The sequence below is a fragment of the Burkholderia sp. GW821-FHT14F03 genome, assembly GCF_058803765.1.
Genome location: NZ_JBXAPG010000077.1, coordinates 1 through 22500, shown reverse-complemented (window position 1 = coordinate 22500; position 22500 = coordinate 1). Strand labels below are relative to the sequence as shown.

The 22500-nt window shown below is 68.4% G+C and carries 17 protein-coding genes and 1 pseudogene; 6 read left to right on the top strand and 12 right to left on the bottom strand.

What is annotated here, in order from left to right; translation table 11 throughout:
• The 3 genes and pseudogenes from AC1RQF_RS31675 to AC1RQF_RS31665 form a co-directional block, all read right to left on the bottom strand.
• Positions 1-609: biotin/lipoyl-containing protein (locus tag AC1RQF_RS31675; RefSeq protein WP_492874023.1), on the bottom strand; the 609-nt coding region annotated here is incomplete at its 3' end.
• 72 nt (positions 610-681) lie between these two features.
• Complete coding sequence (aceE, locus tag AC1RQF_RS31670; RefSeq protein ID WP_274003885.1) at positions 682-3378, bottom strand: pyruvate dehydrogenase (acetyl-transferring), homodimeric type; 2697 nt, start codon at positions 3376-3378, stop codon at positions 682-684.
• A gap of 137 nt (positions 3379-3515) precedes the next feature.
• Positions 3516-3734: pseudogene (locus AC1RQF_RS31665) on the bottom strand (hypothetical protein); the annotation flags it as partial.
• Between AC1RQF_RS31665 and fixL the strand changes: the two are divergent.
• From fixL to AC1RQF_RS31645, 4 genes are all read left to right on the top strand, one after another.
• Entirely contained in the window at positions 3654-6167 is a 2514-nt protein-coding gene (gene fixL / locus AC1RQF_RS31660) for an oxygen sensor histidine kinase FixL (RefSeq protein ID WP_274003887.1), read from the top strand. The pseudogene AC1RQF_RS31665 and the gene fixL sit on opposite strands and share 81 nt — an antisense overlap.
• Complete coding sequence (gene fixJ, locus AC1RQF_RS31655; RefSeq protein ID WP_274003890.1) at positions 6164-6802, top strand: oxygen response regulator transcription factor FixJ; 639 nt, start codon at positions 6164-6166, stop codon at positions 6800-6802. Before fixL ends, fixJ begins: the two co-directional genes overlap by 4 nt.
• A 271-nt stretch (positions 6803-7073) precedes the next feature.
• On the top strand, positions 7074-7931 hold the full coding sequence (gene folD / locus AC1RQF_RS31650) for a bifunctional methylenetetrahydrofolate dehydrogenase/methenyltetrahydrofolate cyclohydrolase FolD (RefSeq protein WP_274003891.1): 858 nt from the start codon (positions 7074-7076) through the stop codon (positions 7929-7931).
• A 158-nt stretch (positions 7932-8089) separates the two neighbouring features.
• Positions 8090-10180: a M3 family metallopeptidase gene (locus AC1RQF_RS31645; RefSeq protein ID WP_492874020.1), complete on the top strand. Its 2091-nt coding sequence runs from the start codon at positions 8090-8092 to the stop codon at positions 10178-10180.
• A gap of 58 nt (positions 10181-10238) precedes the next feature.
• Here AC1RQF_RS31645 and dinB read toward each other — a convergent pair whose 3' ends face one another.
• Positions 10239-11402, bottom strand: coding sequence for a DNA polymerase IV (gene dinB, locus AC1RQF_RS31640; RefSeq protein ID WP_492874018.1), 1164 nt, complete (start codon positions 11400-11402; stop codon positions 10239-10241).
• Between the two features lie 134 nt (positions 11403-11536).
• Between dinB and AC1RQF_RS31635 the strand changes: the two genes are divergently transcribed.
• On the top strand, positions 11537-12229 hold the full coding sequence (locus tag AC1RQF_RS31635; protein ID WP_274003895.1) for an aspartate/glutamate racemase family protein: 693 nt from the start codon (positions 11537-11539) through the stop codon (positions 12227-12229).
• Between the two features lie 16 nt (positions 12230-12245).
• Here the strand turns inward: AC1RQF_RS31635 and AC1RQF_RS31630 are convergent, their stop codons facing one another.
• From AC1RQF_RS31630 to AC1RQF_RS31600, 7 genes are all read right to left on the bottom strand, one after another.
• Positions 12246-14018 carry an enterochelin esterase domain-containing protein gene (locus AC1RQF_RS31630; protein WP_492874016.1) on the bottom strand — a complete coding sequence of 591 codons (1773 nt, stop codon included), beginning with the start codon at positions 14016-14018 and terminating at the stop codon, positions 12246-12248.
• An 11-nt stretch (positions 14019-14029) separates the two neighbouring features.
• Positions 14030-16468, bottom strand: a complete 2439-nt coding sequence (locus AC1RQF_RS31625) for a TonB-dependent siderophore receptor (RefSeq protein WP_492874015.1) — start codon at positions 16466-16468, stop codon at positions 14030-14032.
• Positions 16469-16579: 111 nt separating this feature from the next.
• Entirely contained in the window at positions 16580-17563 is a 984-nt protein-coding gene (locus tag AC1RQF_RS31620) for a FecR domain-containing protein (RefSeq protein ID WP_492874013.1), read from the bottom strand.
• Positions 17560-18078: a sigma-70 family RNA polymerase sigma factor gene (locus AC1RQF_RS31615; RefSeq protein WP_274003904.1), complete on the bottom strand. Its 519-nt coding sequence runs from the start codon at positions 18076-18078 to the stop codon at positions 17560-17562. Before AC1RQF_RS31615 ends, AC1RQF_RS31620 begins: the two co-directional genes overlap by 4 nt.
• Positions 18079-18397: 319 nt before the next feature.
• Positions 18398-19204 (bottom strand): sulfite exporter TauE/SafE family protein, encoded by an 807-nt coding sequence (locus tag AC1RQF_RS31610; RefSeq protein ID WP_274003906.1) that lies wholly within the window; start codon positions 19202-19204, stop codon positions 18398-18400.
• 24 nt (positions 19205-19228) lie between these two features.
• Complete coding sequence (locus tag AC1RQF_RS31605) at positions 19229-20113, bottom strand: MBL fold metallo-hydrolase (protein WP_492874010.1); 885 nt, start codon at positions 20111-20113, stop codon at positions 19229-19231.
• 35 nt (positions 20114-20148) lie between these two features.
• On the bottom strand, positions 20149-21639 hold the full coding sequence (locus AC1RQF_RS31600; protein WP_492874009.1) for an aminotransferase class V-fold PLP-dependent enzyme: 1491 nt from the start codon (positions 21637-21639) through the stop codon (positions 20149-20151).
• Positions 21640-21758: 119 nt separating this feature from the next.
• On the opposite strand from AC1RQF_RS31600, the gene AC1RQF_RS31595 reads away from it, so the two are divergent.
• The gene (locus tag AC1RQF_RS31595) at positions 21759-22226 is read left to right on the top strand and encodes an Lrp/AsnC family transcriptional regulator (RefSeq protein ID WP_274003911.1); all 468 of its coding nucleotides are present in this window, start codon (positions 21759-21761) and stop codon (positions 22224-22226) included.
• Positions 22227-22314: 88 nt separating this feature from the next.
• Here AC1RQF_RS31595 and AC1RQF_RS31590 read toward each other — a convergent pair.
• Positions 22315-22500, bottom strand: a 186-nt coding sequence (locus tag AC1RQF_RS31590) for a hypothetical protein (protein ID WP_492874006.1), incomplete at its 5' end; no start/stop codon positions are given.

Sequence of the window (22500 nt, the reverse complement as noted above, 5' to 3'; positions counted from 1 at the left end):
CGCCGGAGCAGGCGCGGCGGCCGGCTGCGGCGCGGGGGCCGGCGCGGCGGCGCCGCCCGCGGCTTCCAGCACCACGATCAGCGTGCCTTCCGACACCGTGTCGCCGAGCTTCACCTTCAGTTCCTTGACCGTGCCGGCGGCCGGGCTCGGCACGTCCATCGTCGCCTTGTCCGATTCGAGCGTGACGAGCGACTGCTCCTTCTCGACCGTGTCGCCGACCTTCACGCCGATCTCGATGACCGGGATGTCCTTGTAGTCGCCGATGTCCGGCACCTTCACGTCGACCGTGCCGCCGCTCGCGGCAGGCGCGGGCGCGGGCGCCGCTGCGGGCGCGGGCGCCGGCGCAGCCGCGCCGTTCGCCTTCGCGGCGCCGCCTTCCAGCAGGATGATCAGCGAGCCTTCCGACACCGAATCGCCCACCTTCACCTTCACTTCCCTGACCGTGCCGGCCGTGGGGCTCGGCACGTCCATCGTCGCCTTGTCCGACTCGAGCGTGACGAGCGATTGCTCCGCCTCGACCGTGTCGCCCGCCTTCACGAGCACCTCGATGACCGGGATGTCCTTGTAATCGCCGATATCCGGCACCTTCACTTCGATCGCTTGACTCATCTGTTTGTGTCTCCTGAGCCGCGCCGCCGCCCCGCACGGGGCCGCGTCGCGGCGTCATACGGTGCGCGTGCGTTAAACCGTCATCGGGTTGGGTTTGGCCGGGTCGAGGTTGTACTTCGCGAGCGCGTCCGCCACCACCTTGCGCTCGATCGTACCCTCGTCGGCGAGCGCATTGAGCGCGGCCACGGTCACCCAGAAGCGGTCGACCTCGAAGAAATGGCGCAGCGCCTCGCGCGTATCCGAACGGCCATAGCCGTCGGTGCCGAGCACCACGAACTTGCGGTCCACCTGGCCGCGGATCTGGTCGACCAGCGCGCGCACGTAGTCGGTCGACGCGATCACCGGACCTTGCGTGTCCTTCAGGCATTGCTGCACGTGCGACAGCTTGCGCTCCGCGGTCGGGTTCAGCAGGTTCCAGCGCTCGACCTCATGACCTTCGCGGGCCAGCTCGGTGAAGCTCGGCACGCTCCACAGGTCGGCCGCGACGCCCCAGTCGTTCTTGAGCAGGTCGGCGGCGGCGATCACTTCGTTGAAGATCGTGCCCGCGCCGAGCAGTTGCACGCGCGGCGCCTTCTTGTCGGCGTCGGCCTTGCGGAACGCGTACATGCCCTTGATGATGTCGGCCGCCACGTGCTCGCCCTGCGGGATCGCGGGGTGCTCGTAGTTCTCGTTCATCACCGTGATGTAGTAGTACACATCCTCCTGCTCCCACACCATGCGGCGCAGGCCGTCCTGCACGATCACCGCCAGCTCGTAGCCGAAGGTCGGGTCGTAGCTCACGCAGTTCGGCACCGACGCCGCCCACAGCAGCGAATGGCCGTCCTCGTGCTGCAGGCCCTCGCCGTTGAGCGTGGTGCGGCCCGCGGTGCCGCCGAGCAGGAAGCCGCGCGACCGCATGTCGCCCGCGGCCCAGGCCAGATCGCCGATCCGCTGGAAGCCGAACATCGAATAGAAGATGTAGAACGGCACCATGATCTCGCCGTGCGTCGAATACGACGTCGCCGCCGCGATCCAGTCGCACATGCCGCCCGCTTCGTTGATGCCTTCCTGCAGGATCTGGCCGCTTTCCGATTCCTTGTAGAACATCAGCTGGTCGGAATCCTCGGGCACGTACTTCTGGCCCTGCTGGTTCCAGATGCCGATCTGGCGGAACAGGCCTTCCATGCCGAAGGTGCGCGACTCGTCGGGCACGATCGGCACGATGCGCTTGCCGAGCGCCTTGTCCTTGAGCAGGATGTTGAGGATCCGCACGAACGCCATCGTCGTCGAGATCTCGCGGCCTTCGCCCGTGCCCTTCAGCAGCGGCTCGAACATGCCGAGCGCCGGCACCGGCAGCGATTCCGCCTTCTGGCGGCGCTGCGGCAGGTAGCCGCCGAGGTCCATGCGGCGTGCGCGCATGTACTCGAGTTCCTTCGAGCCTTCCTCGAACTTCACGTACGGCACGTCGGCGATCACGTCGTCCGGGATCGGCAGGCGGAACTGGTCGCGGAACTTCTTCAGCTGCTCCACCGGCAGCTTCTTCTGCTGGTGGGTGATGTTCATCGCCTGACCCGACTCGCCCATCCCGTAACCCTTGATGGTCTTCGCGAGAATCACGGTCGGCGCGCCCTTCGAGTGGCTCGCCTCGTGGAACGCCGCGTAGATCTTGTGCGGATCATGGCCGCCGCGGTTCAGGTTCCAGATGTCGTCGTCCGACCAGTCGGCGACCAGCGCCTTCAGCTCGGGCGAATTGAAGAAGTGCTCGCGCACGAAGGCGCCCGACTCCGACTTGTAGGTCTGGTACTCGCCGTCGACGACGTCCATCATCCGGCGCATCAGCGCGCCCGACTTGTCGCGCGCGAACAGCGCATCCCAGCGGCTGCCCCAGATCACCTTGATCACGTTCCAGCCGGCGCCGCGGAATTCCGATTCCAGTTCCTGGATGATCTTGCCGTTGCCGCGCACCGGGCCGTCGAGACGCTGCAGGTTGCAGTTGATCACGAACACCAGGTTGTCGAGCTTCTCGCGGCTCGCCATGCCGATCGCGCCCAGCGATTCCGGCTCGTCGGTCTCGCCGTCGCCGAGGAACGCCCACACCTTGCGGCCTTCGGTCGTCACGATGCCGCGCGCCTGCAGGTACTTCATGAAGCGCGCCTGGTAGATCGCCATGATCGGGCCGAGACCCATGGAAACGGTCGGGAACTGCCAGAAGTCGGGCATCAGCCACGGGTGCGGATACGACGAGATGCCGTTGCCGCCGACTTCCTGGCGGAAGTTGTCGAGCTGGTCCTCGGACAGGCGGCCGAGCAGGAACGCGCGGGAATACACGCCCGGCGACGAGTGGCCCTGCACGAACACGAGGTCGCCGCCGTGCTGGGCGGACGGCGCATGCCAGAAATGGTTGTAGCCGACATCGTAGAGCGTCGCGGCCGACGCGAACGACGCGATGTGGCCGCCGACGTTGGTGTCCTTGCCGGCGCGCAGCACCATCGCGATCGCGTTCCAGCGCGTGTACGAGCGGATGCGGTGCTCGATGTCCTGGTCGCCCGGGATCTTCGCCTGGCCTTCGACCGGAATCGTGTTGATGTACGGGGTGTTCGCGGAGAACGGCAGATGCTCGCCGTGCATGCGCGCGAATTCGATCTGCTTCTCGATCAGGTAGTGCGCGCGGCCCGGGCCGACGGAGGAGATCACGCCATCAAGCGCCTCGAGCCATTCGACGGTTTCCTGGGGATCGTCGTCACGATCGGCGACGACATACTTCATCACTTCGTTGGGTACGGCGGACATACTCGTCTCCTGGGGCCTTGAATGTGAGGATCGCTCTGGTTGCAGACGACGGAATTCCGGCCGCCTGCGGCAAGCTCCCGCGGATTGTAAAGAGCGTCGCGGGCCACGTGCAACAAAATTTTCGAATAGTGAGATCTTTTATCGTAATATGAAATATTGCTGCGCCGCACCCATCCGACAAGGCTCGCCGAGGGCCGGCCCGGCGATAATTTCGCTTTTGGTTCAATAATTCTTGTACGCCTTTTGCGCGCGGTGCGCTGCGCTACAATCCAGCCATGTTGACCGATCGGCTTTTCGCACGTTCGGCGCGGCCGTCGGGTTCGCCGGCGGATTCGCAGCCGTCCCGCTGGCACCACGGACCGTGGTGGTCCAATTCCTATCTACTGACCCCCCTGTTGTCGATCCTGGTGTTCCTGGTGGTGATGAGCCTCATTCTGTGGAGCCTCAACCGCCGCGAGCAGCAGCAGCAGGAAGACACGCTGTATCGCAACGTCGCCTGGGCGCAGCAGCAGATCCGCCTGTCGATGACGGGCGCGCAGGAGCAATTGCAGGCGTTCGCGCGCGATCTCGCGGCGGGCCGCATCGACGAGCACGCGTTCCAGATGGCGGTCGGCGACATCATGCAGGCGCACCCCGAGATCCTCTACCTGAACTGGTATACGTCGCCCGGCCAGCGCCGCTGGCCCGCGATGCTGCTGCCGCTCGTCGGCCAGCGCTTCGCGAAGCCGAACGACACCCAGATGGAGGACGCCGCGCGCGGCGCCTTCGCCGAGGCGCGCGGCACGCGCCGCCAGGTGTACTCGCCGCTCGTCTACGACGACTTCGGCAACGGCTACCTCGCGCTGCAGACGCCCGTGATGCGCGACCGCGAGTATCTCGGCTCGATCGCCGCGGTGTTCTCGGTCGAGGGCATGCTGAAGCACGACATCCCGCAGGAGCTGTCGGCCAAGTACAAGATCTCGATCACCGACGCGAACAACCGCGAACTCGCGTCGACCTCCTCGCGCCCGCGCCTGCCGCGCGACGCCCACTACGATCTGCCGCTCGACCCGCCCGGCCAGGGGCTGACGGTGCGCGTGTACGCGTACCCGCAGATGACCAACCTGACCAACAACACGCTCGTCTGGCTCGTCGCCGGGCTGTCGTGCTTCGTGCTGTGGAGTCTCTGGAGCCTGTGGAAGCACACCCGCCAGCGCTTCGAGGCGCAGCAGGCGCTCTATGCGGAGGCGTTCTTCCGCCGCGCGATGGAGAACTCGGTGCTGATCGGGATGCGCGTGCTCGACATGCACGGCCGCATCACGCACGTGAATCCCGCGTTCTGCCGGATGACCGGCTGGGACGAAGGCGACCTCGTCGGCAAGGTCGCGCCGTTCCCATACTGGCCGCGCGACACCTACCCGGAAATGCAGCGCCAGCTCGACATGACGCTGCGCGGCAAGGCGCCGTCTTCGGGCTTCGAGCTGCGGGTGCGGCGCAAGGACGGCTCGATGTTCCATGCGCGCCTCTACGTCTCGCCGCTGATCGACAGCGCCGGACGCCAGACCGGCTGGATGTCGTCGATGACCGACATCACCGAGCCGAAGCGCGCGCGCGAGGAGCTGGCCGCCGCGCACGAACGCTTCACGACCGTGCTCGAAAGCCTCGACGCGGCGGTCTCGGTGCTCGCCGCCGACGAGGCCGAGCTGCTGTTCGCGAACCGCTACTACCGCCACCTGTTCGGGATCCGGCCGGACGGCCACCTGGAACTGTCGGGCGGCGGCTTCGACAGCGCGCAGGCGTCGTCGGACTCGATCGACCTCGTCGACGCCTACGCCGGCCTGCCCGCCGCCGCGCTCACCGAGAGCACGGCCGACGCGCAGGAGGTGTACGTCGAAAGCATCCAGAAATGGTTCGAGGTGCGTCGCCAGTACATCCAGTGGGTCGACGGCCACCTCGCCCAGATGCAGATCGCCACCGACATCACGACCCGCAAGAAGGCGCAGGAGCTGGCGCACCAGCAGGAAGAGAAGCTCCAGTTCACGAGCCGATTGATGACGATGGGCGAAATGGCGTCGTCGATTGCGCATGAGCTGAACCAACCGCTCGCGGCGATCAACAATTACTGTTCCGGCACCGTGGCGCTCGTCAAGGGCGGCCGCGCGACCCCCGAGACGCTGCTGCCGGCGCTCGAAAAGACCGCGCAGCAGGCGCTGCGCGCCGGAATGATCGTCAAGCGGATCCGCGAGTTCGTGAAGCGCAGCGAGCCGAAGCGCGAGCCCGCGCGGGTCGCGGACATCGTCGCGGACGCGGTCGGCCTCGCCGAGATCGAGGCGAGAAAGCGCCGGATCCGGATCGTCACCGAAATCCGCGCAAGAATGCCTATTATTTATGTCGACCCGGTGCTGATCGAGCAGGTGCTCGTGAACCTGATGAAGAACGCGGCCGAAGCGATGCACGATGCGCACCCGCAGGCGGTCGACGGCGCGATCCGCGTGGTCGCCGACCTGGAGGCGGGCTTCGTCGACATCCGCGTGATCGACCAGGGCCCCGGCGTCGACGAGGCGACGGCCGAACGGCTGTTCGAACCGTTTTACAGCACCAAGTCCGACGGCATGGGCATGGGGCTCAACATCTGTCGTTCGATCATTGAATCGCATCGCGGGCGTCTGTGGGTGGTCAACAACGTCGAGGCGGATGGCCGCATTGCCGGCGCGACGTTCCACTGCAGCCTGCCCGTGGGGGAACCCGAAGATCTCGGGCGCGGCGGGTCCGAGGCATCGACATCACAAACCGTAACGGGAGATATATGAATAGCCCTGTCACCACCACTCAGGAATCCGTCTTTGTCGTCGACGATGACGAGGCCGTGCGCGACTCGCTGCGCTGGCTGCTGGAGGCGAACGGCTATCGCGTGCAATGCTTCTCGAGCGCCGAGCAGTTTCTCGATGCGTACCAGCCCGCGCAGCAGGCGGGCCAGATCGCCTGCCTGATCCTCGACGTGCGGATGTCCGGGATGAGCGGCCTCGAACTGCAGGAACGCCTGATCGCCGACAATGCCGCGCTGCCGATCATCTTCGTGACGGGCCACGGCGATGTGCCGATGGCCGTCTCGACCATGAAGAAAGGCGCGATGGACTTCATCGAGAAGCCGTTCGACGAAGCCGAGCTGCGCAAGCTCGTCGAGCGCATGCTCGACAAGGCGCGCAGCGAGAGCAAGAGCGTCCAGGAGCAGCGCGCCGCGAGCGAGCGCCTGTCGAAGCTGACCGCGCGCGAGCAGCAGGTGCTCGAGCGGATCATCGCGGGCCGCCTCAACAAGCAGATCGCCGACGATCTCGGCATCAGCATCAAGACGGTCGAGGCGCACCGCGCGAACATCATGGAAAAGCTCAACGTCAACACGGTGGCCGACCTGCTGCGCCTCGCGCTGTCGAAGAAGCAGGCCTGACCCGTCTCACCCGCGCGCGTCCGGGCCCGCCCGCCGGACGCGCCGCGCGCGCGACCGCTCCCGTCGCGCGTCCCCGTCTGTCGCGCCCCTCTCGTTCGTCTCGTCTCATGCCGGCTCGCCGGCGAAGCCGCGCGACGGCGGGCGGGCGCGGCGACGGCTGAACGCGGCACCGGCCGACCGCGGCGCCGGCCGACCGGTATAATTCCCTCCTTCGCCGCGACGCACTCCCCGCGTCGCGCGCCCCCGCTTTCCAACTCGCACGCGAATCACCATGACAGCCACTCTCATCGACGGCAACGCCCTCTCGAAGACCTTGCGCGGCGAAGCCGCGCAGCGCGCCGCGGCGCTGACCGCGCGCGGCCACCAGCCCGGACTCGCCGTGATCCTCGTCGGCAACAATCCCGCCAGCGAAGTGTATGTGCGCAACAAGATCAAGGCCTGCCAGGACCACGGCTTCCACTCGCTGAAGGACAACTACCCGGCCACGCTGTCCGAGGCCGACCTGCTCAAGCGCATCGACGAGCTGAATCGCGACCCGAAGATCCACGGCATCCTGGTGCAGCTGCCCCTGCCCGCGCATATCGACAGCCACAAGGTGATCGAGGCGATCGCCCCGGAGAAGGACGTCGACGGCTTCCACGTCGCGAACGCCGGCGCGTTGATGACGGGCAAGCCGCTGTTCCGCCCGTGCACGCCGTACGGCGTGATGAAGATGTTCGAGGCCTACCGGATCCCGCTGCAGGGCGCGAACGCGGTCGTGATCGGCCGCTCGAACATCGTCGGCAAGCCGATGGCGCTGATGCTGCTCGAAGCGGGCGCGACCGTCACGATCTGCCACAGCAAGACCCGCGACCTCGCCGCGCACACCCGCGCGGCCGACGTGGTCGTCGCGGCGGTCGGCAAGCGCGACGTGCTGACGGCCGACATGGTGAAGCCGGGCGCGACCGTGATCGACGTCGGCATGAACCGCAACGACGAAGGCAAGCTGTGCGGCGACGTCGAATTCGCCGGCGTGAGCCAGGTGGCCGGCCACCTGACGCCGGTGCCGGGCGGCGTCGGCCCGATGACCATCACGATGCTGCTGATCAACACCGTCGAGGCGGCCGAACGCGCGGCGAACGCGGCCTGACGCGAGCGGCGGCGCACCCCGCCGCCGCCGTTACCGCCCCAATCGAGCCGGTAGAAACTTTCGATTGGAAAGCGCGCACCACGCCCCAATAATAAAGAGATGCCGCGCGCACGCCGCGCGCCACTCTCCGTTTCCATCCGAAATCACCCGGGAGCACCATGTCCGCCAGCGCAACCGCCAATCCCCTTCTCGATTTCACCGGCCTGCCCCGTTTCGGCGAAATCCTCCCTGAACACGTCACGCCGGCGCTCGACGCGCTGCTCGAGACCGCCGACGCCGCCGTCGAACGCGCGGCCGACCCGGCCACGCCCGCGACCTGGGAAGAGATCGTCGAAGCCGTCGAACGCGCGACCGAGCCGCTCGGCCGCGCCTGGGGCGTGATCGGTCACCTGAATGCCGTCGCCGACACGCCGGCGCTGCGCGCCGCCTACGGCGAGAACCTGCCGCGCGTGACCGAATTCTGGTCGAGCGTCGGCCAGAACCTCGCGCTCTACGAGAAGTACAAGGTGATCGCCGCGAGCGCGGCGTACCCGGCGCTGTCCGTCGAGCGCAAGAAGATCCTCGACAACGCGCTGCGCGACTTCCGCCTGTCCGGCGCGGAACTGCCCGAGGACCAGAAGCCGCGCTTCGCGGAACTGCAGGAGCGGCAGGCGGCGCTCTCGAAGACCTTCTCCGACCACGTGCTCGACGCCACCAACGGCTACGCGTTCTACGCGCAGACCGAAGCGGAATTGGCCGGCCTGCCCGACGACGCGATCGCCGCCGCGCGCGAGGCCGCGCAGAAGGAGGACAAGGCCGGCTGGAAATTCACGCTGCACTTCCCGTCCTACTTCCCGGTCCTGCAGTACGCGGACAACCGCGCGATGCGCGAGGCGCTGTACCGCGCCTACGTGACGCGCGCGTCCGAGCTGGGCCCGCAGTACGGCGGCGGCCAGGCGGACTGGGACAACACGGCGATCGTCTCCGAACAGCTCGGGCTGCGCCGCGAGGAAGCCCGCATGCTCGGCTACCACGACTTCGCGGAAGTGTCGCTCGCGCCGAAGATGGCCGAGTCGCCGCAGCAGGTCACCGCGTTCCTCGAGGATCTCGCCACGCGCGCGCGGCCGCACGCCGAACAAGACTGGGACGAACTGCGCAGTTTCGCCGCGCAGACGCTCGACACGACGGAGCTTGCGCCGTGGGACGTCGCCTACGCGGCCGAGAAGCTGCGCCAGCAGCGCTACGCGTTCTCCGAGAACGAGGTGAAGCAGTACTTCCCGGAACCCGCCGTGCTCAAGGGGCTGTTCACCGTCGCCGAAACGCTGTTCGGGGTGCGCATCCGGCCCGACAGCACGCCCGTCTGGCACGACGACGTGCGCTTCTTCCGCGTCGAGAACCGCGACGGCTCGCTCGTCGCGCAGTTCTACCTCGACCTGTACGCGCGCGAAGGCAAGCGCGGCGGCGCCTGGATGGACGACGCGCGCGCCCGCGCGAAGCGCGCGAGCGGCGTGCAGACGCCGGTCGCCTACCTGACCTGCAACTTCTCCGCGCCGATCGGCGGCAAGCCCGCCTGCTTCACGCACGACGAAGTGATCACGCTGTTCCACGAGTTCGGCCACGGGCTGCATCACATGCTGACGCGGGTCGACGAGATCGGTGTGTCGGGCATCAACGGCGTCGAATGGGACGCGGTCGAGCTGCCCTCGCAGTTCATGGAGAACTTCTGCTGGGAATGGGATGTGCTCGCGTCGATGTCGTCGCACGTCGAGACCGGCGCATCGCTGCCGCGCGCGCTGTTCGACAAGATGCTCGCCGCGAAGAATTTCCAGAGCGGCCTCGGCATGCTGCGCCAGATCGTGTTCTCGATGTTCGACATCCTGCTGCACGTCGACTTCGACCCGGCCGGCGCGACCGGCGTGAACGCGTTCGCGCGCGACATCAACGAGCGCTACCACGTGATCCCGCAAGCGCCGTTCTCGCGCTGGCCGAACACCTTCAGCCACATCTTCGCGGGCGGCTACGCGGCCGGCTACTACAGCTACAAGTGGGCCGAGGTGCTGTCGGCGGACGCGTACGCCGCGTTCGAGGAAGCCGCGCAGGCGGCGGGCGGCAGCGTGCTCGACACCGCGACCGGCACGCGCTATCGCCGCGAGATCCTCGAGGTCGGCGGCAGCCGCCCGGCGATGGAATCGTTCAAGGCGTTCCGCGGCCGCGAGCCGAGCATCGACGCGCTGCTGCGCCACAACGGCATGACGGACGCCGCGCACTGAGCGGCGCGCCGCCGCGTTGTTCCGCAACGGCAGTCCGCACGCGCGGACTGCCGTTTTTTCATGGCGCGCCGCCAGGCGGATCGTCGAACAGCGCGATCTGGCCGTGCCGCTCGGCGCTGTCCTCGTCGATCCGCACGCCCACGCCGAGCAGCCGCACCGGCTGGCGTCGCCGCACCAGACCCCGTTCGAGCAGCGCGACGGCCGTGTCGGCGTCGGTCGCGTCGGCCACGCACTCGACCGTCGTGCGCTGGAAATCGGCGAAGCGGATCTTCACGTACAGCTTGCGGATCGCGCGCGCCGCGCCGGCCCGTTCGATGCGCGCGTCGAGCAGCACGGTCAGCCGGCGGATCTCGTCCGCGCATTGCGCGGGCGTCGTCAGGTCCTGCACGTAGGTCGTCTCGACGCTGACCGACTTGCGCTCCTGGTCCGCGCGCACCGGCCGCTCGTCGATCCCGCGCGAGAGGTCGTGAAGCCGCCGGCCGAACGCGCCGAACTCGCGGTGCAGGTCGAACAGCGACCAGGCGCGCAGCTGCGCGCAGGTCTGGATGCCGAGCCGCTCGAGCCGCGCGGCGGTCACCTTGCCCACGCCGAACAGCTTGCGCACCGGCAGCGCCGCCACGAACGCATCGACCTCATGCGGCCGCACGACGAACAGCCCGTCCGGCTTGTTCCAGTCGGAGGCGATCTTCGCGACGAACTTGTTCGGCGCGACGCCCGCCGACACCGTCACGCCGACCGTCTCGAACACCCGCGCGCGAATCTCGCGCGCGATCAGCGTCGCGCTGCCCTGGCACCGTTCCGTGCGGCTCACGTCGAGGTAGGCCTCGTCGAGCGACAGCGGCTCGACGTCGGGCGTGTAGTCGCGGTAGATCGCCATGATGAGCCGCGACGCCGCGCGATACTTGTCCATCGCGCTCGGCAGGATCAGCAGGTCCGGACACTTGCGCATCGCGAGCGCCGACGACATCGCCGAATGCACGCCGAAGCGCCGCGCTTCGTAGTTGCAGGTTGCGATCACGCCGCGCTGGTCGGGCCGCCCGCCGACCGCGAGCGGCCGGCCGCGCAGCGACGGGTCGTCGCGCATCTCCACCGACGCGTAGAAGCAGTCGCAATCGCAGTGAATGATCTTGCGCGCGCGCGGCGCCGCGTCGCCCGAAGGCGGCGGCGTGGCGGGGAGGGAATCGGCGGTGGTGTTCAAGGTGTCGACACTGTACAAAAACACAGTGCAAGTTTCAACTGCGCCGGCCCGGCGCGCGGCCGGGCGCCGTACCGGCCGGATTCCCGCCCAACCGTACCGCCGCCGCGCCCGATCGCTCCCTATACTCGATCGATTACGGCATGAGCAGGAGAACACGGATGCGTACCATCGGATTGATCGGCGGAATGAGCTGGGAATCGTCGGCCGAGTATTACCGGATGATCAACCAGGATTCGAAGGCGCGCCACGGCGGCCACCATAACGCGAAGAGCGTGATGGTGACGGTCGACTTCGCCGAGATCGAGGCGTTGCAGCGCGCGCAGGACTGGGAGGCGCTCGGCGCGCGGATGGCCGAGGCCGGACGCCAGCTCGAACGCGCCGGCGCGGATTTCGTGGTGTTGACCACCAATACGATGCACCGGGTGTTCGACGCGCTCGAACAGGCGGTCGCGCTGCCCTGCGTGCATATCGCCGACCCGACCGGCGCGGCGCTGACGGCCGCCGGCATCGAGCGGGTCGGCCTGCTCGGCACCCGCTACACGATGGAGCTGCCGTTCTACGCCGAGCGGCTGCGCACGCGCCACGGGCTCGACGTGCTGACGCCCGATGCGGCCGACCGCGACGACGTGCACCGCATCATCTACGACGAGCTGTGCCACGGCGTCGTCGCGCCCGGATCGCGCGCGGCCTATGCCGCGATCGTCGCGCGGCTCGCGCAACGCGGCGCGCAGGCGGTGATCCTCGGCTGCACCGAGATCACCTTGCTGATCGGCCCGGACGACGTCGCGCTGCCGGTGTTCGACACCACGGCGCTGCACGCGCGCGCGGCGGTCGAACTCGCCGCGCGCTGAACGGCGCGCCCGCGCGTCACCGGGTCGGACAGGCGCGCCGCGCGGTCGCCGCGTCGACGCCGCCCGGCGGCGGCCGCCCCTGCCCGGCCGGCGCGCCGAGCAGCGCGATCAGCCCGCACGCGAGCGAGCCGCGCCAGTGCAGATAGTCGTGGCCGCTCGCCGTCTCCGCATAGGTCACCGGGTAAGCCCTGGCGACCAGCACGTCGCGCAGATGCCGGCTGGTGGCGCCGATGCCCGCCGGCCCCTTGCCGTCCTCGAAGCGCCCGCTTTCCAGGTAGAAACGCACCGGCAGCCGCTCCGCGGCCGCGTATTCGCGCGTCAGCCACTCGGCCGCGCGGGTGCGCGCGTCGCCTTGCGCGGGCGCCCACCAGAACGAACCCGACTGGCTCAGCACGTTGCCGAACAACTCCGGATGACGCAGCGCCACGTACGCGGACGCGAGCCCGCCATAGCTCGACCCCGCGACCACCGTGCGCGCGGGCGCGGCGCTCACGCCCTGCCCGCGCGCCCACGGCATCAGTTCCTCGGCGAGGAAGCGCGCGAACGCCGGATTCGGCGGCAGCTCGCGACCGCGCGCCGCGCCGTCGGGATTGCCGATGATCAGCGCCGCCGTGCGCGGCAGGCGACCTTCCGCGATCAGGTTGTCGAGGATCGTCGGCATGGGCACCGTGTCGGGATCGGCATAGGCGTGCGCGTCGAAGATCAGCGCGAGCGCGCGCGCCGGATCGTCGGCGCGATAGCCGGCGGGCCGGTACAGGTAGACATCGCGCGTATTGCCGAGAACCCAGCTCGTGAAACGCGTGCGCACGAGCGTGCCGGCCGGCACGCCCGGACGCGGCGCGAGCCACGGCTGCGGCGGCGCATCGGGCAATTCCAGCACCGACTTGCCCTGGTACGGGTCGGTGCCCGTGCGCATGAAGGTCCGTGGATTCAGCGGGTCGCGTTGCGCGGTCGCGAGAATCGCGCGCCGCCGCTCGCCCTCCGGCTGATCAAGCTCGGGCACGTCGGGCGCGAGCAGATAGCTGAGCCGCGTGCTCGCGGGCACCACGTAGCTGCGGTACCAGACATCGCTGCCGGCCAGCCGCGCAAGCGCGTCGTGCTCGCCGGACGGGCTGCCGAGCACGCGCACGTTGTCGCGCGCGCCGCGCCACAGGAACGTGACGAGCCGCACGGGTTCGTCCGCCGGCGTCGCGCCGCGTGCGAGGCTCGCATCGGTGCGCGTCGGCTCGGCGGGCGCGGCCTCGACGAGCGGCGTGCCGCGCTCGGCCATCTCGCGCCAGAACGCGTCGGTGCCGCCGCCCGCCTGCACGCTGCGCGCGAGCGCCGCGAGCCGCGGGCTCGCGAGCGCCGGCGTCGGACGACGCTGGTGCGCGCGCGGCACGACGGCGTCGAGCGTGATCCGGCAGCGCGGCGCGGCGGCCGACGCCGACGCGGCGGCCGCCGGCGTCGCGCGCAGCCTGTAACGGCCGGTCGCGGGCGCGACGAACATGAAGGTGCGCCCTTGCGCATCATCGGTCAGCAGCCGGCGCAACGCGCGCCCCTCGCTGTCGAGCAGGTCTAGGTTCGCCATCGCGCCGTCGAGGCGGCCCTGGACGAAGGCGCCTTCGTCGAGTTGCAGCACGTGCTCCCCCTCGCCGCTCAGCTCGCCGGCCGGACCGAGGTTCGTTGCCGCGACCGGCGCGGACGTGGGCGCGGCGCAGGCCGCCCCCGCCCCCGCCCCCGTCAGCCACGCGCCGCACAGCCACGCGCAGGCAAGCGCCCGCGCGCGGATCGGGTTGCGTTGATTCATCGGCCGCGTCCTCAGAAGTCGAGGCTCGCCGACACCTTGAAGGTGCGCGGCGCGTTCTGCGTGACGAAGCCGTCGTTGAACGAGCCGGCCCAGAACACCCGGTTCGCGACGTTCTCGACGCCGCCGCGCAGCACCACGTCCTTGCCGGCGATGCGCGTCGCATAGCGCGCGCCGAGATCGAAGCGGGTCCAGCCCGGAATCCGCTGGGTGTTCGCCGAGTTGACGAACTGCGCGCTCGTCGCGACCGCCCGGCCGCTCAGGGTCAGCCCCGCGACCCACGGCGCGTCCCATTCGAGGCCGAGATTGGCCGTCCACTTCGGCACGCCGAACGCGGTGTTGCCGTCATACGTGCGCCCCGCCGTGTGCGTGAGGATCGCCTGCGTGTAGGCGACGCCGCCCAGCACCCGCACGCGCGGCACGATCTGACCGAACACGTTCCACTCGATGCCCCGGTTGCGCTGCTCGCCGTCCGCGTTGTAGGTGTTGGTCGCGGCATCGCGCAACATGCCGGGCTTGGTGATCTGGAAAAAGCTCAGCGTGTTCGCGAACTCGCCCGTGTCCCATTTCGCGCCCACCTCGACCTGGCGGCTCTTGTACGGCGCGAACATCTGCCCGAAGTTCTTCGCGGCGGGATCGCCGACCGTATCGCCCTGCGACAGGCCCTCGATGTAGTTCGCGTACAGCGAGATGTCCGGGCCGAACGGCTTCACGAGCAGGCCGAAGGCCGGCGTCAGCGCGGTCTCGTTGTAGTTGGCGGTCTGCTTGCCGGTCGCGCCGTCGTAGGTCTTCGCCTTCACGCGCTGGTGGCGAACGCCGGCCGTCAGCCGCACGCGATCGCCGAGGAACGACAGCGTGTCGGCGAGCGCGACGCCCGTCAGCGTCGTCTCGGCGGTGCGCGGCGCGTCGCCCGGAGAAGGGGCGAGCACGGGATCGACCGGCGCGTAGATGTTCGACGCATATGGCGCGCTCGCCTTGTTGACGGTGCCCGAGTCGATCTGCAGCGACGACCCGCTCACCGTCACCTCGTGCTTGACCGGCCCCGTGCGGAAGCGGCCGCGCACGCCGACCTCGGCCGATACCGTGTCGTTGTAGCCGTTCTGGTTGTAGGTCATGCCGCGATAGCTGCCATCCGGCTTCACCCCGCCCGCCCGCGTCCCGTTGAGAAAGCCCGAGTAGCTGTAGCTCCGCCCGCCCACGCCCGCGAACGCGGTCAGGCGATCGGTGATGTCGACCTCGGCGCGGCCGACGACGGCCTGGTTGAACGTCTTGCCCCACGCGCCGCGCAGCAGGTTGACACCCGCGCCGGGCGGCGACACGACCTGCGTCGCAAACGACGCCATCCACGGGCTGCCGCCGTCGAATCGCTCGGTGTCGGTATAGGCATCGAGCGAGAAGCGGAAGCGTTCGCCGCGGAAGTCGAATGCGAGCGAGCCAAGCTCGCGCTTCTTGCTCTGGTCGTCCATCGTGGTGTGCCCGTCGCGGAACACGCCGTTCACGCGCAAGCCGACCTGGTTGCGGTCGCCGAAACGCCGGCCGACATCCGCGTGCACGCCGAACTGGCTGTCGGATTGATAGTCGGTGGTGAGCCGCGCGAGCGGCTTGTCGCCCGCCCGCTTCGGCACGAGGTTGATCGCGCCGCCCACGCTGCCATTCGGCGACATGCCGTTCAGCAACGCGTTCGGCCCCTTCAGCACCTCGACGCGCTCGAGGAATTCGGTCGGAGCGTGGCCGTTGGGCGCCAGCCCGAACATGCCGTTGAACGAGAGATCGTCGGAATTCACGTTGAAGCCGCGAATGCTGTAGTTCTCGTAGATATGTCCGGTCGAGGTCGTGAAGCGCACCGACGGATCGTTTTCCAGCACGGCGGCCACCGTGCCCGCCTGCTGGTCCTCGATCAGCTTCGACGTATAGCTCGCGGTGCTGAACGGCGTCTCCATGAAGTCCGCGTTGCCGAGCATCCCGAGCCGGCCGCCGCGCGCGACCTGTCCGCCATCGTAGACCTCCGGCAGGTGGTCGACCTGGCCGCTCACGACGATGGTCGGCAGCGTGCCGGCCGCCGCATCGCCCGCCGTGTGCGCGCGACGCTTCACCACGTACGCGCCGCCCGCGCCGCGCTCGGCTTCGAGGCCGTGCGGCGCCAGCAGCTGCGCGAAGCCCTGGGTCACGCTCACGCGACCCTTGAGGCCGCTGCTCGTCAGCCCGCGCATGAGCGATGCGTCGGCCGCCAGCTCGACGCCGGCCTGCGCGGCGAAGCGGTTCAGCACGACGTCGAGCGGGCCGGCCGCGAGCGCGTACGCGCGGCGCTCGTCGGTCTCGACCCGCGCGGGCGGATCGTCGGGGCTCGCTTGCGCACCGAGCGGCGCGCTCAGCGCGAGCGCCGCGACGAGCGCGGGCCGCAGCGCGCGCGCGGCGGTGGGAACGGAACGGGAAGTGGATCGGCGGAACGCCATGGCGAGTCCTTTCAGGTTCGAAGAATGACGAGGTTCGTCATGTATTCCGAACGAGCCGACGAAACCCTCAATCGATGACGAAAATTGTTTGCGCGCGCGAGCGTGACGGCCTCAGCGCGGCACGACGCTGACCCAGTAGCGGGTGCGGTAGACGACCGCGACCGGCAATGCCGCCTGCAGGCTGGCGAGCGCGCGGTCGGTATCGACGAGCGAGAACACGCCGGATACGCGCGCGGCCGCCAGCGCCGGATCGCATCGCACGATGCCCGGCCGATAGCGGGCGAGCGCCGCGACGAAGGCGTCGACCGGCATGTGTTCGGCGATCAACAGCCGTCGGGTCCAGGCGGCCGCCTGCTCGTCGGCGGGCAGCGGCGCGCCGACCGCGGTGACCGAGAATGACGACGACTGGCCGGCGGCCAGGCGCACCGCGCGCATCGGCGCGGCGGCCGTCCGGATCTCCACCGCGCCTTCGAAGACGTCGACCCGCGCCGCGTCGCCGTCGTCGCACACGACGAAGCGCGTGCCGAGCGCACGCACCACGCCCTGCCGGGTCTCGATGCGAAACGGCCGTCCCGCCGCGTCGTGCGCGGTCGTGATGCAGACCGCGCCGCGCAGCAGCACCACGCGCCGTTCGCGCGCGTCGAAGCGCACATCGACGGCGCTCGCGGTGTCGAGCCAGAAACGCGTGCCGTCCGCGAGCGTCACGGCCTTGATTTCGCCGACGCCGGTCGCCTGGTCGGCGGCCGCGACCTGCCACGCGCGGGTGCCGCGCATCGCCTGGAACGCGCCGCCGGCGGTGACCGCCAGACCGAGCGCGCGCAGCACGCGGCGGCGACGCGGCGCGGACCGGCGCTCGCCGCCCGGCTGCAGCGCGGCCCGCGCGACGGCGGGCACGCTCAGCAGCTTCGCCTCGATGCCGCCGAGCCGGCGCCACGCGCGCTCATGATCGGGATGGGCGGCGCGCCACGCGGCGCAGCGCGCCAGTTCGTCGTCGCTCGCCTCGCCCGACCAGAGCCGCGCGAGCCAGTTGCTGGCCTGTTCGACGATCGCGTCCGCGATCGCGCCCGGCTGCGCGGGTTCGTCGCGCAGGCTCATGCGGCCTCGCCGTACAACGCGGCATAGCAGGCGCGCAGCGCGCACGCCACGTACTTCTCGACCGACGAGGTCGAGACGCACAGCCGGGTCGCGATCTCGGCATAGGTCAGCCCTTCGAGCTTGCACATGAGCAAAGCGTCGCGCGTGTTGGCGGACAGGCGATCGAGCATCGCGTCGATCTCGCACAGGGTTTCCAGAACGAGGGCCCGGGTTTCGGGCGACGGCGCCTCGGGTTCAGGCAACAGGCGGATCGCGTCGAGGTAGGCCGTCTCGATGCGCCGACGCCGGTACATGTCGACGACGAGGCCGTTGGCGATCTGGGTGAGGAAGCGCCGCGAATCCTCGGGCTGCGGCGCGCGGCCGGACGCCAGCACGCGCAGATAGGTGTCGTGCGCGAGATCGGCCGCGTCGCTCGCATTGCCGAGCCGCTTCCTCAGCCAGCCGCGCAACCAGCCGTGATGATCGCTGTAGAGCAGCCGGACATCCCGCTGCAGATGACTTTCGATAACGCCCATGCACTCCCCGGCGCTGCATCGACGTGCAGGCGCCACCCCGTAATGATAATGATTATCATTAATTCTATGGGACGTTCCAATGGAATGGCAAGCAGGATTATTGAAAGGAGCGAAACAACATAAGGAAAGGTCTCAGCCCCGACGCCGACCGGATCGTGTCCACGGGCCGACGGTCACGTCTTCGGGGCTGAGTGGCGGGGACGCGCGCCGGTACGGCGAAACCCACGGTGCTCGACGCCGTCCTCCCGCCTGCATGAACATCGCGCGAGCGCGATGCGGCCGTGTCTCGCGCGATGCGCGTCACACCGGCTCCCGGCGGTCAGACGCCGAGTCCCGCCTTCACGAGCAAACCGAGCGCAACGCACACGAGCACCGAACCAAATGCGATCTGCACATGGAGCGCCGACAGAAAGCGGGACGCCCAGCGTCCGCCCGCCATGCCGAGCGCCGTCGTCGCGCTGAACCACAGGGTCAGCTCGAGCGGCGCGCGCACGCCCGCGAACAGCGCCACCAGCATCGCCCCGGTGCCCACGAACGCGATCACCGTGAGCGAGGTCGCGACGATGCCGTGCATCGGCACATGGGTGAATTTGCGAAGCATGGGAACGATCACGAAGCCGCCGCCGACGCCGAGCAGCCCGGTCATCAAACCCGTCATCGCCCCCGTCGAGGCCAGCGCCAGTGCAGTCTGCCAGGACCATATCAAGCGCCCGGTCTCCTGATTCACACGCCCCACGCACAGAGATGACGCGCGCGTCACGCCGCGTCTTTCCCCGAGCGCCTGCCGCAGCAAGCGAACCGCGACGACCCCCATCGTCAGCGCGAACAGCGTGAGCAGCACCCGTTGCGGCAGGCTATGCGCCAGCTTGACGCCAAGCGACGTGAGCGGTATGCCGGTCGCCGTCATCAAGAACGCCGCCCGATAGCGCACCAGGCCGCGGCGAAATCCCTCCAGGGCTCCAATCGCCGCGCTGCCCGCCACCGCGACGAGCGCCACCGGCGCCGCTTGCTGCATGTGCAGGCCCATGCCGACCACGAGGACCGGAACGGCGAGAATGCCCCCTCCTGCGCCGGTCAAGCCGAGCACGGCGCCGACCACGCCGCCGAGTATCAAAGCGATCAACATCGTTTATCCAGGTTTCGCGGCGTTTCAGATCGCGTCGAGCGGAATCTTCAGATAGCGCACGCCATTGCCTTCGGGGTCGGGCAATCGTCCCGCGTACATGTTGACCTGCACCGACGGCAGCATCAGCACCGGCATGTCGAGGGTCGCGTCGCGCGCGTTGCGCATCGCAATGAACCCTTCTTCGGTCACGCCGTCGCGCACATGGACGTTCGCACGCTTCTGCTCCGCGACCGTGCTCATGTATGCGACCGCGCGCCCGCCGGGCTGGTAGTCGTGGCAGGTGTAGAGGCGCGTGTCGGGCGGGAGGTCCAGTACCCGCTCGATCGAGCTGTACAGCGTGCGCGCATTGCCGCCTGGAAAATCACAGCGCGCCGTGCCGTAGTCGGGCATGAACAGCGTGTCGCCGACAAACGCCACGCGTTCGCCGCCCGCGTCACAGAAGTAAGTCAGGCAGGCAGGGGTATGGCCCGGCGTATGGATGGCGCGAATCGACAAGGTGCCGAGCGGCAGGGTATCGCCGTCGTCGAGCAGCCGGTCGAACGGGCAGCCGTCCGCCAAGCGATCGTGCCGGGTGTTGAACAAGCGGCCGAACACATCCTGCACGCGCTGCACGTGGACGCCGATCGCAATCGAGCCGCCCACGCGCGACTTCAAGTACTGCGCCGCCGAAAGATGATCCGCATGCACATGCGTTTCCAGCAGCCAACGGACTGTCCCGCCCAGTTCGGCCACGCGCGTGATCAGTCGGTCCGCGCTTTCGGTGCGCGTCCGTCCGGACTTCGGGTCATAGTCGAGCACGCTGTCGATCAGCGCACAATCGCGGGTCGACGTATCGAGCACGAGGTAGCTGACGGTGCTGGTTGCCGGGTCGAAGAAGCCTTCGACCAGGATGGCCGGCGCAGCGCCCATCGAACGCCCATGATCGGGATTTGCTCGCTCGGCCCTCATTTCCGACGCGGCTCCGACATGTTCCAGAGCATGCCGGATCGATTGCCCGTGCGGCAATAAGCCAGCACGGGCGCGGGCAGGCTCTCGATGCACGCGGCAAACGACGCAAGCTCATCTGCGCCGATCTTGTCCCCCACGACCGGGAGATAGCGCACCTCGATGCCAAGCCGGCCGGCGGTCGCGGCGATCTCGGCAAAGCTCGGCTGCTCCGGCGCCTCGCCGTCCGGCCGGTTGCAGATGATGCTCTTGAAACCCTGGTTGCGAACGGCTTCGAGGTCGCCGGGCATCAATTGAGGCGAGATCGAGAATTCCGGAGAGATTCGCGTTGCCACGACCTTCGAGCGGCAGACGGCCAGCGCGCGTTGAAAGCACGCGATGGCATGGTCGACGTCCTCCCAGGAGGTATAGCGGCCGAAGCTGAGACGCACGGTGCGGCCGGCCGCGTTCGCATCGAGACCGATCGCGGTCAGCACATGCGAAGGCTTGCCCGCCGCCGAGTTGCACGCCGACGTCGACGACACGGCCAGGTTCTCGCCGAGCATGGCCGCCTGGAAACCGGGCAGGCCGATGGTCAGGCTCAGCGTGTGGGGGATGCGGCGGGCATCGCGTGCATTCTGCGTGATGTCGCCGAGCGCCAGCACGGCATCGAGCAGGTACGCGCTCAATCCGGCAATCCGTTCGCTGTCGCCGGCCATCCTTTCCGCGGCCAGCTCGCACGCCACGCCCATCCCGACGATCTGGTGCGTGGCAAGCGTGCCCGAGCGCAGGCCGAACTCATGACCGCCGCCATGCATCTGCGATGCGATGCGCTCGCCGACCCCGCTGCCGGCGTACAACGCACCGATGCCTTTCGGTCCGTAGACCTTGTGCGCGGACAGGGACATGAGATCGATCCCGAGCGCCTTGACATCGATCGGGGTCTTGCCGAGCGCCTGGGCCGCGTCGACGTGCAGGAGCGCGCCCGCCGCATGGACGACGGCAGCGATCGCGGCGATGTCGGTCAGCGTGCCGATCTCGTTGTTGACGAGCATCAGGGAAACCAGGCCGGTTTGAGGACCGACCGCCCGGGCGACCTCGTCGACGGTCAGTTCGCCGCGGCTCGACGGGCTCAGATACGTGACCGTCATGCCGCGTTTCTCGAGGCTGGCCATCGTATCGAGAATCGCCTTGTGCTCGATCCGGCTCGTGACCAGATGCCGGCGCGCCGTGGCCATCTCGGCGTAACCCTTCAGCGCGAGATTGTTCGATTCGGTCGCACCGGACGTCCAGACGATTTCCCGCGCGTCGGCGCCGATCAGATCCGCGACTTGCTGCCGCGCATGCTCGACCTTCTCGCGCGCCGCGATGCCTGCGGCATGCGAACTCGAAGCCGGATTGCCGAACACGCCATCGGCGCCGAGACATTCGAACATCGCCGCGATGACCCGAGGATCGGCCGGGGTGGTGGCGGCGTAGTCGAAGTAATGCAGGGTGTTGGGTGCGCTCATGAACTCGATCAAAGTAATCGTCTGTGCCTGCAAGGTTACTGTTCCGCGCGCAGCATTTGTTTCCAAAAATTATCGACCTGACAGGTATTATTAGAAATATTTTCTAGTTTTTGGGTGTCATGGACAAACGTGATGTTCAACTGCTCGCGCTGCTTCAGGACGACGCGACGATCGGGCTCAATGATCTGGCGAAAGCCGTCAACCTGTCGCCGACACCCTGCTGGCGTCGGCTGCAGAAATTGCGGGAGGATGGGGTCATTTGCCGGCAGGTCGTGCTGTGCGAACCGACCAGGCTGAATCTCGGGCTGACGGCCTTCGTCACCGTGCGCTCGAACCAGCACGGCGACGCCTGGACGAACCAGTTCATCGCGGCGGTGCGCGAGATTCCCGAAATCGTCGAGATCCATCGGATGAGCGGCGAGATCGACTACCTGCTCAAGGTCGTCGTGCCCGACATCGCCGGGTATGACAGTGTCTACAAGCGGATGATCAAGAGCGTCGAGCTGAGGGATGTGAGTTCCGCGTTCTCGATGGAGGTCATCAAGCAAACCACCGCACTCCCCCTGGATTACGTCGAGGCGCGATAGCGTTGGCTTCATGAGCGCCGATCGGCTTGGGCCGCGCACGTTGGGCCGGCCCGAGGGCGAGAACGCGGCCCGAGCGGCCGGATGCGCTTCATGCGGAATTCGATCCAGCCGTTGAGGCGATCCGAGCCTCCGCCGACAGCGGTCCGGACATCGAGAAAAGCAAAAAGCCCTGATTTCCAGAAGAAATCAGGGCTTCGAAGCTTGGTTGCGGGGACAGGATTTGAACCTGTGACCTTCGGGTTATGAGCCCGACGAGCTGCCAGACTGCTCCACC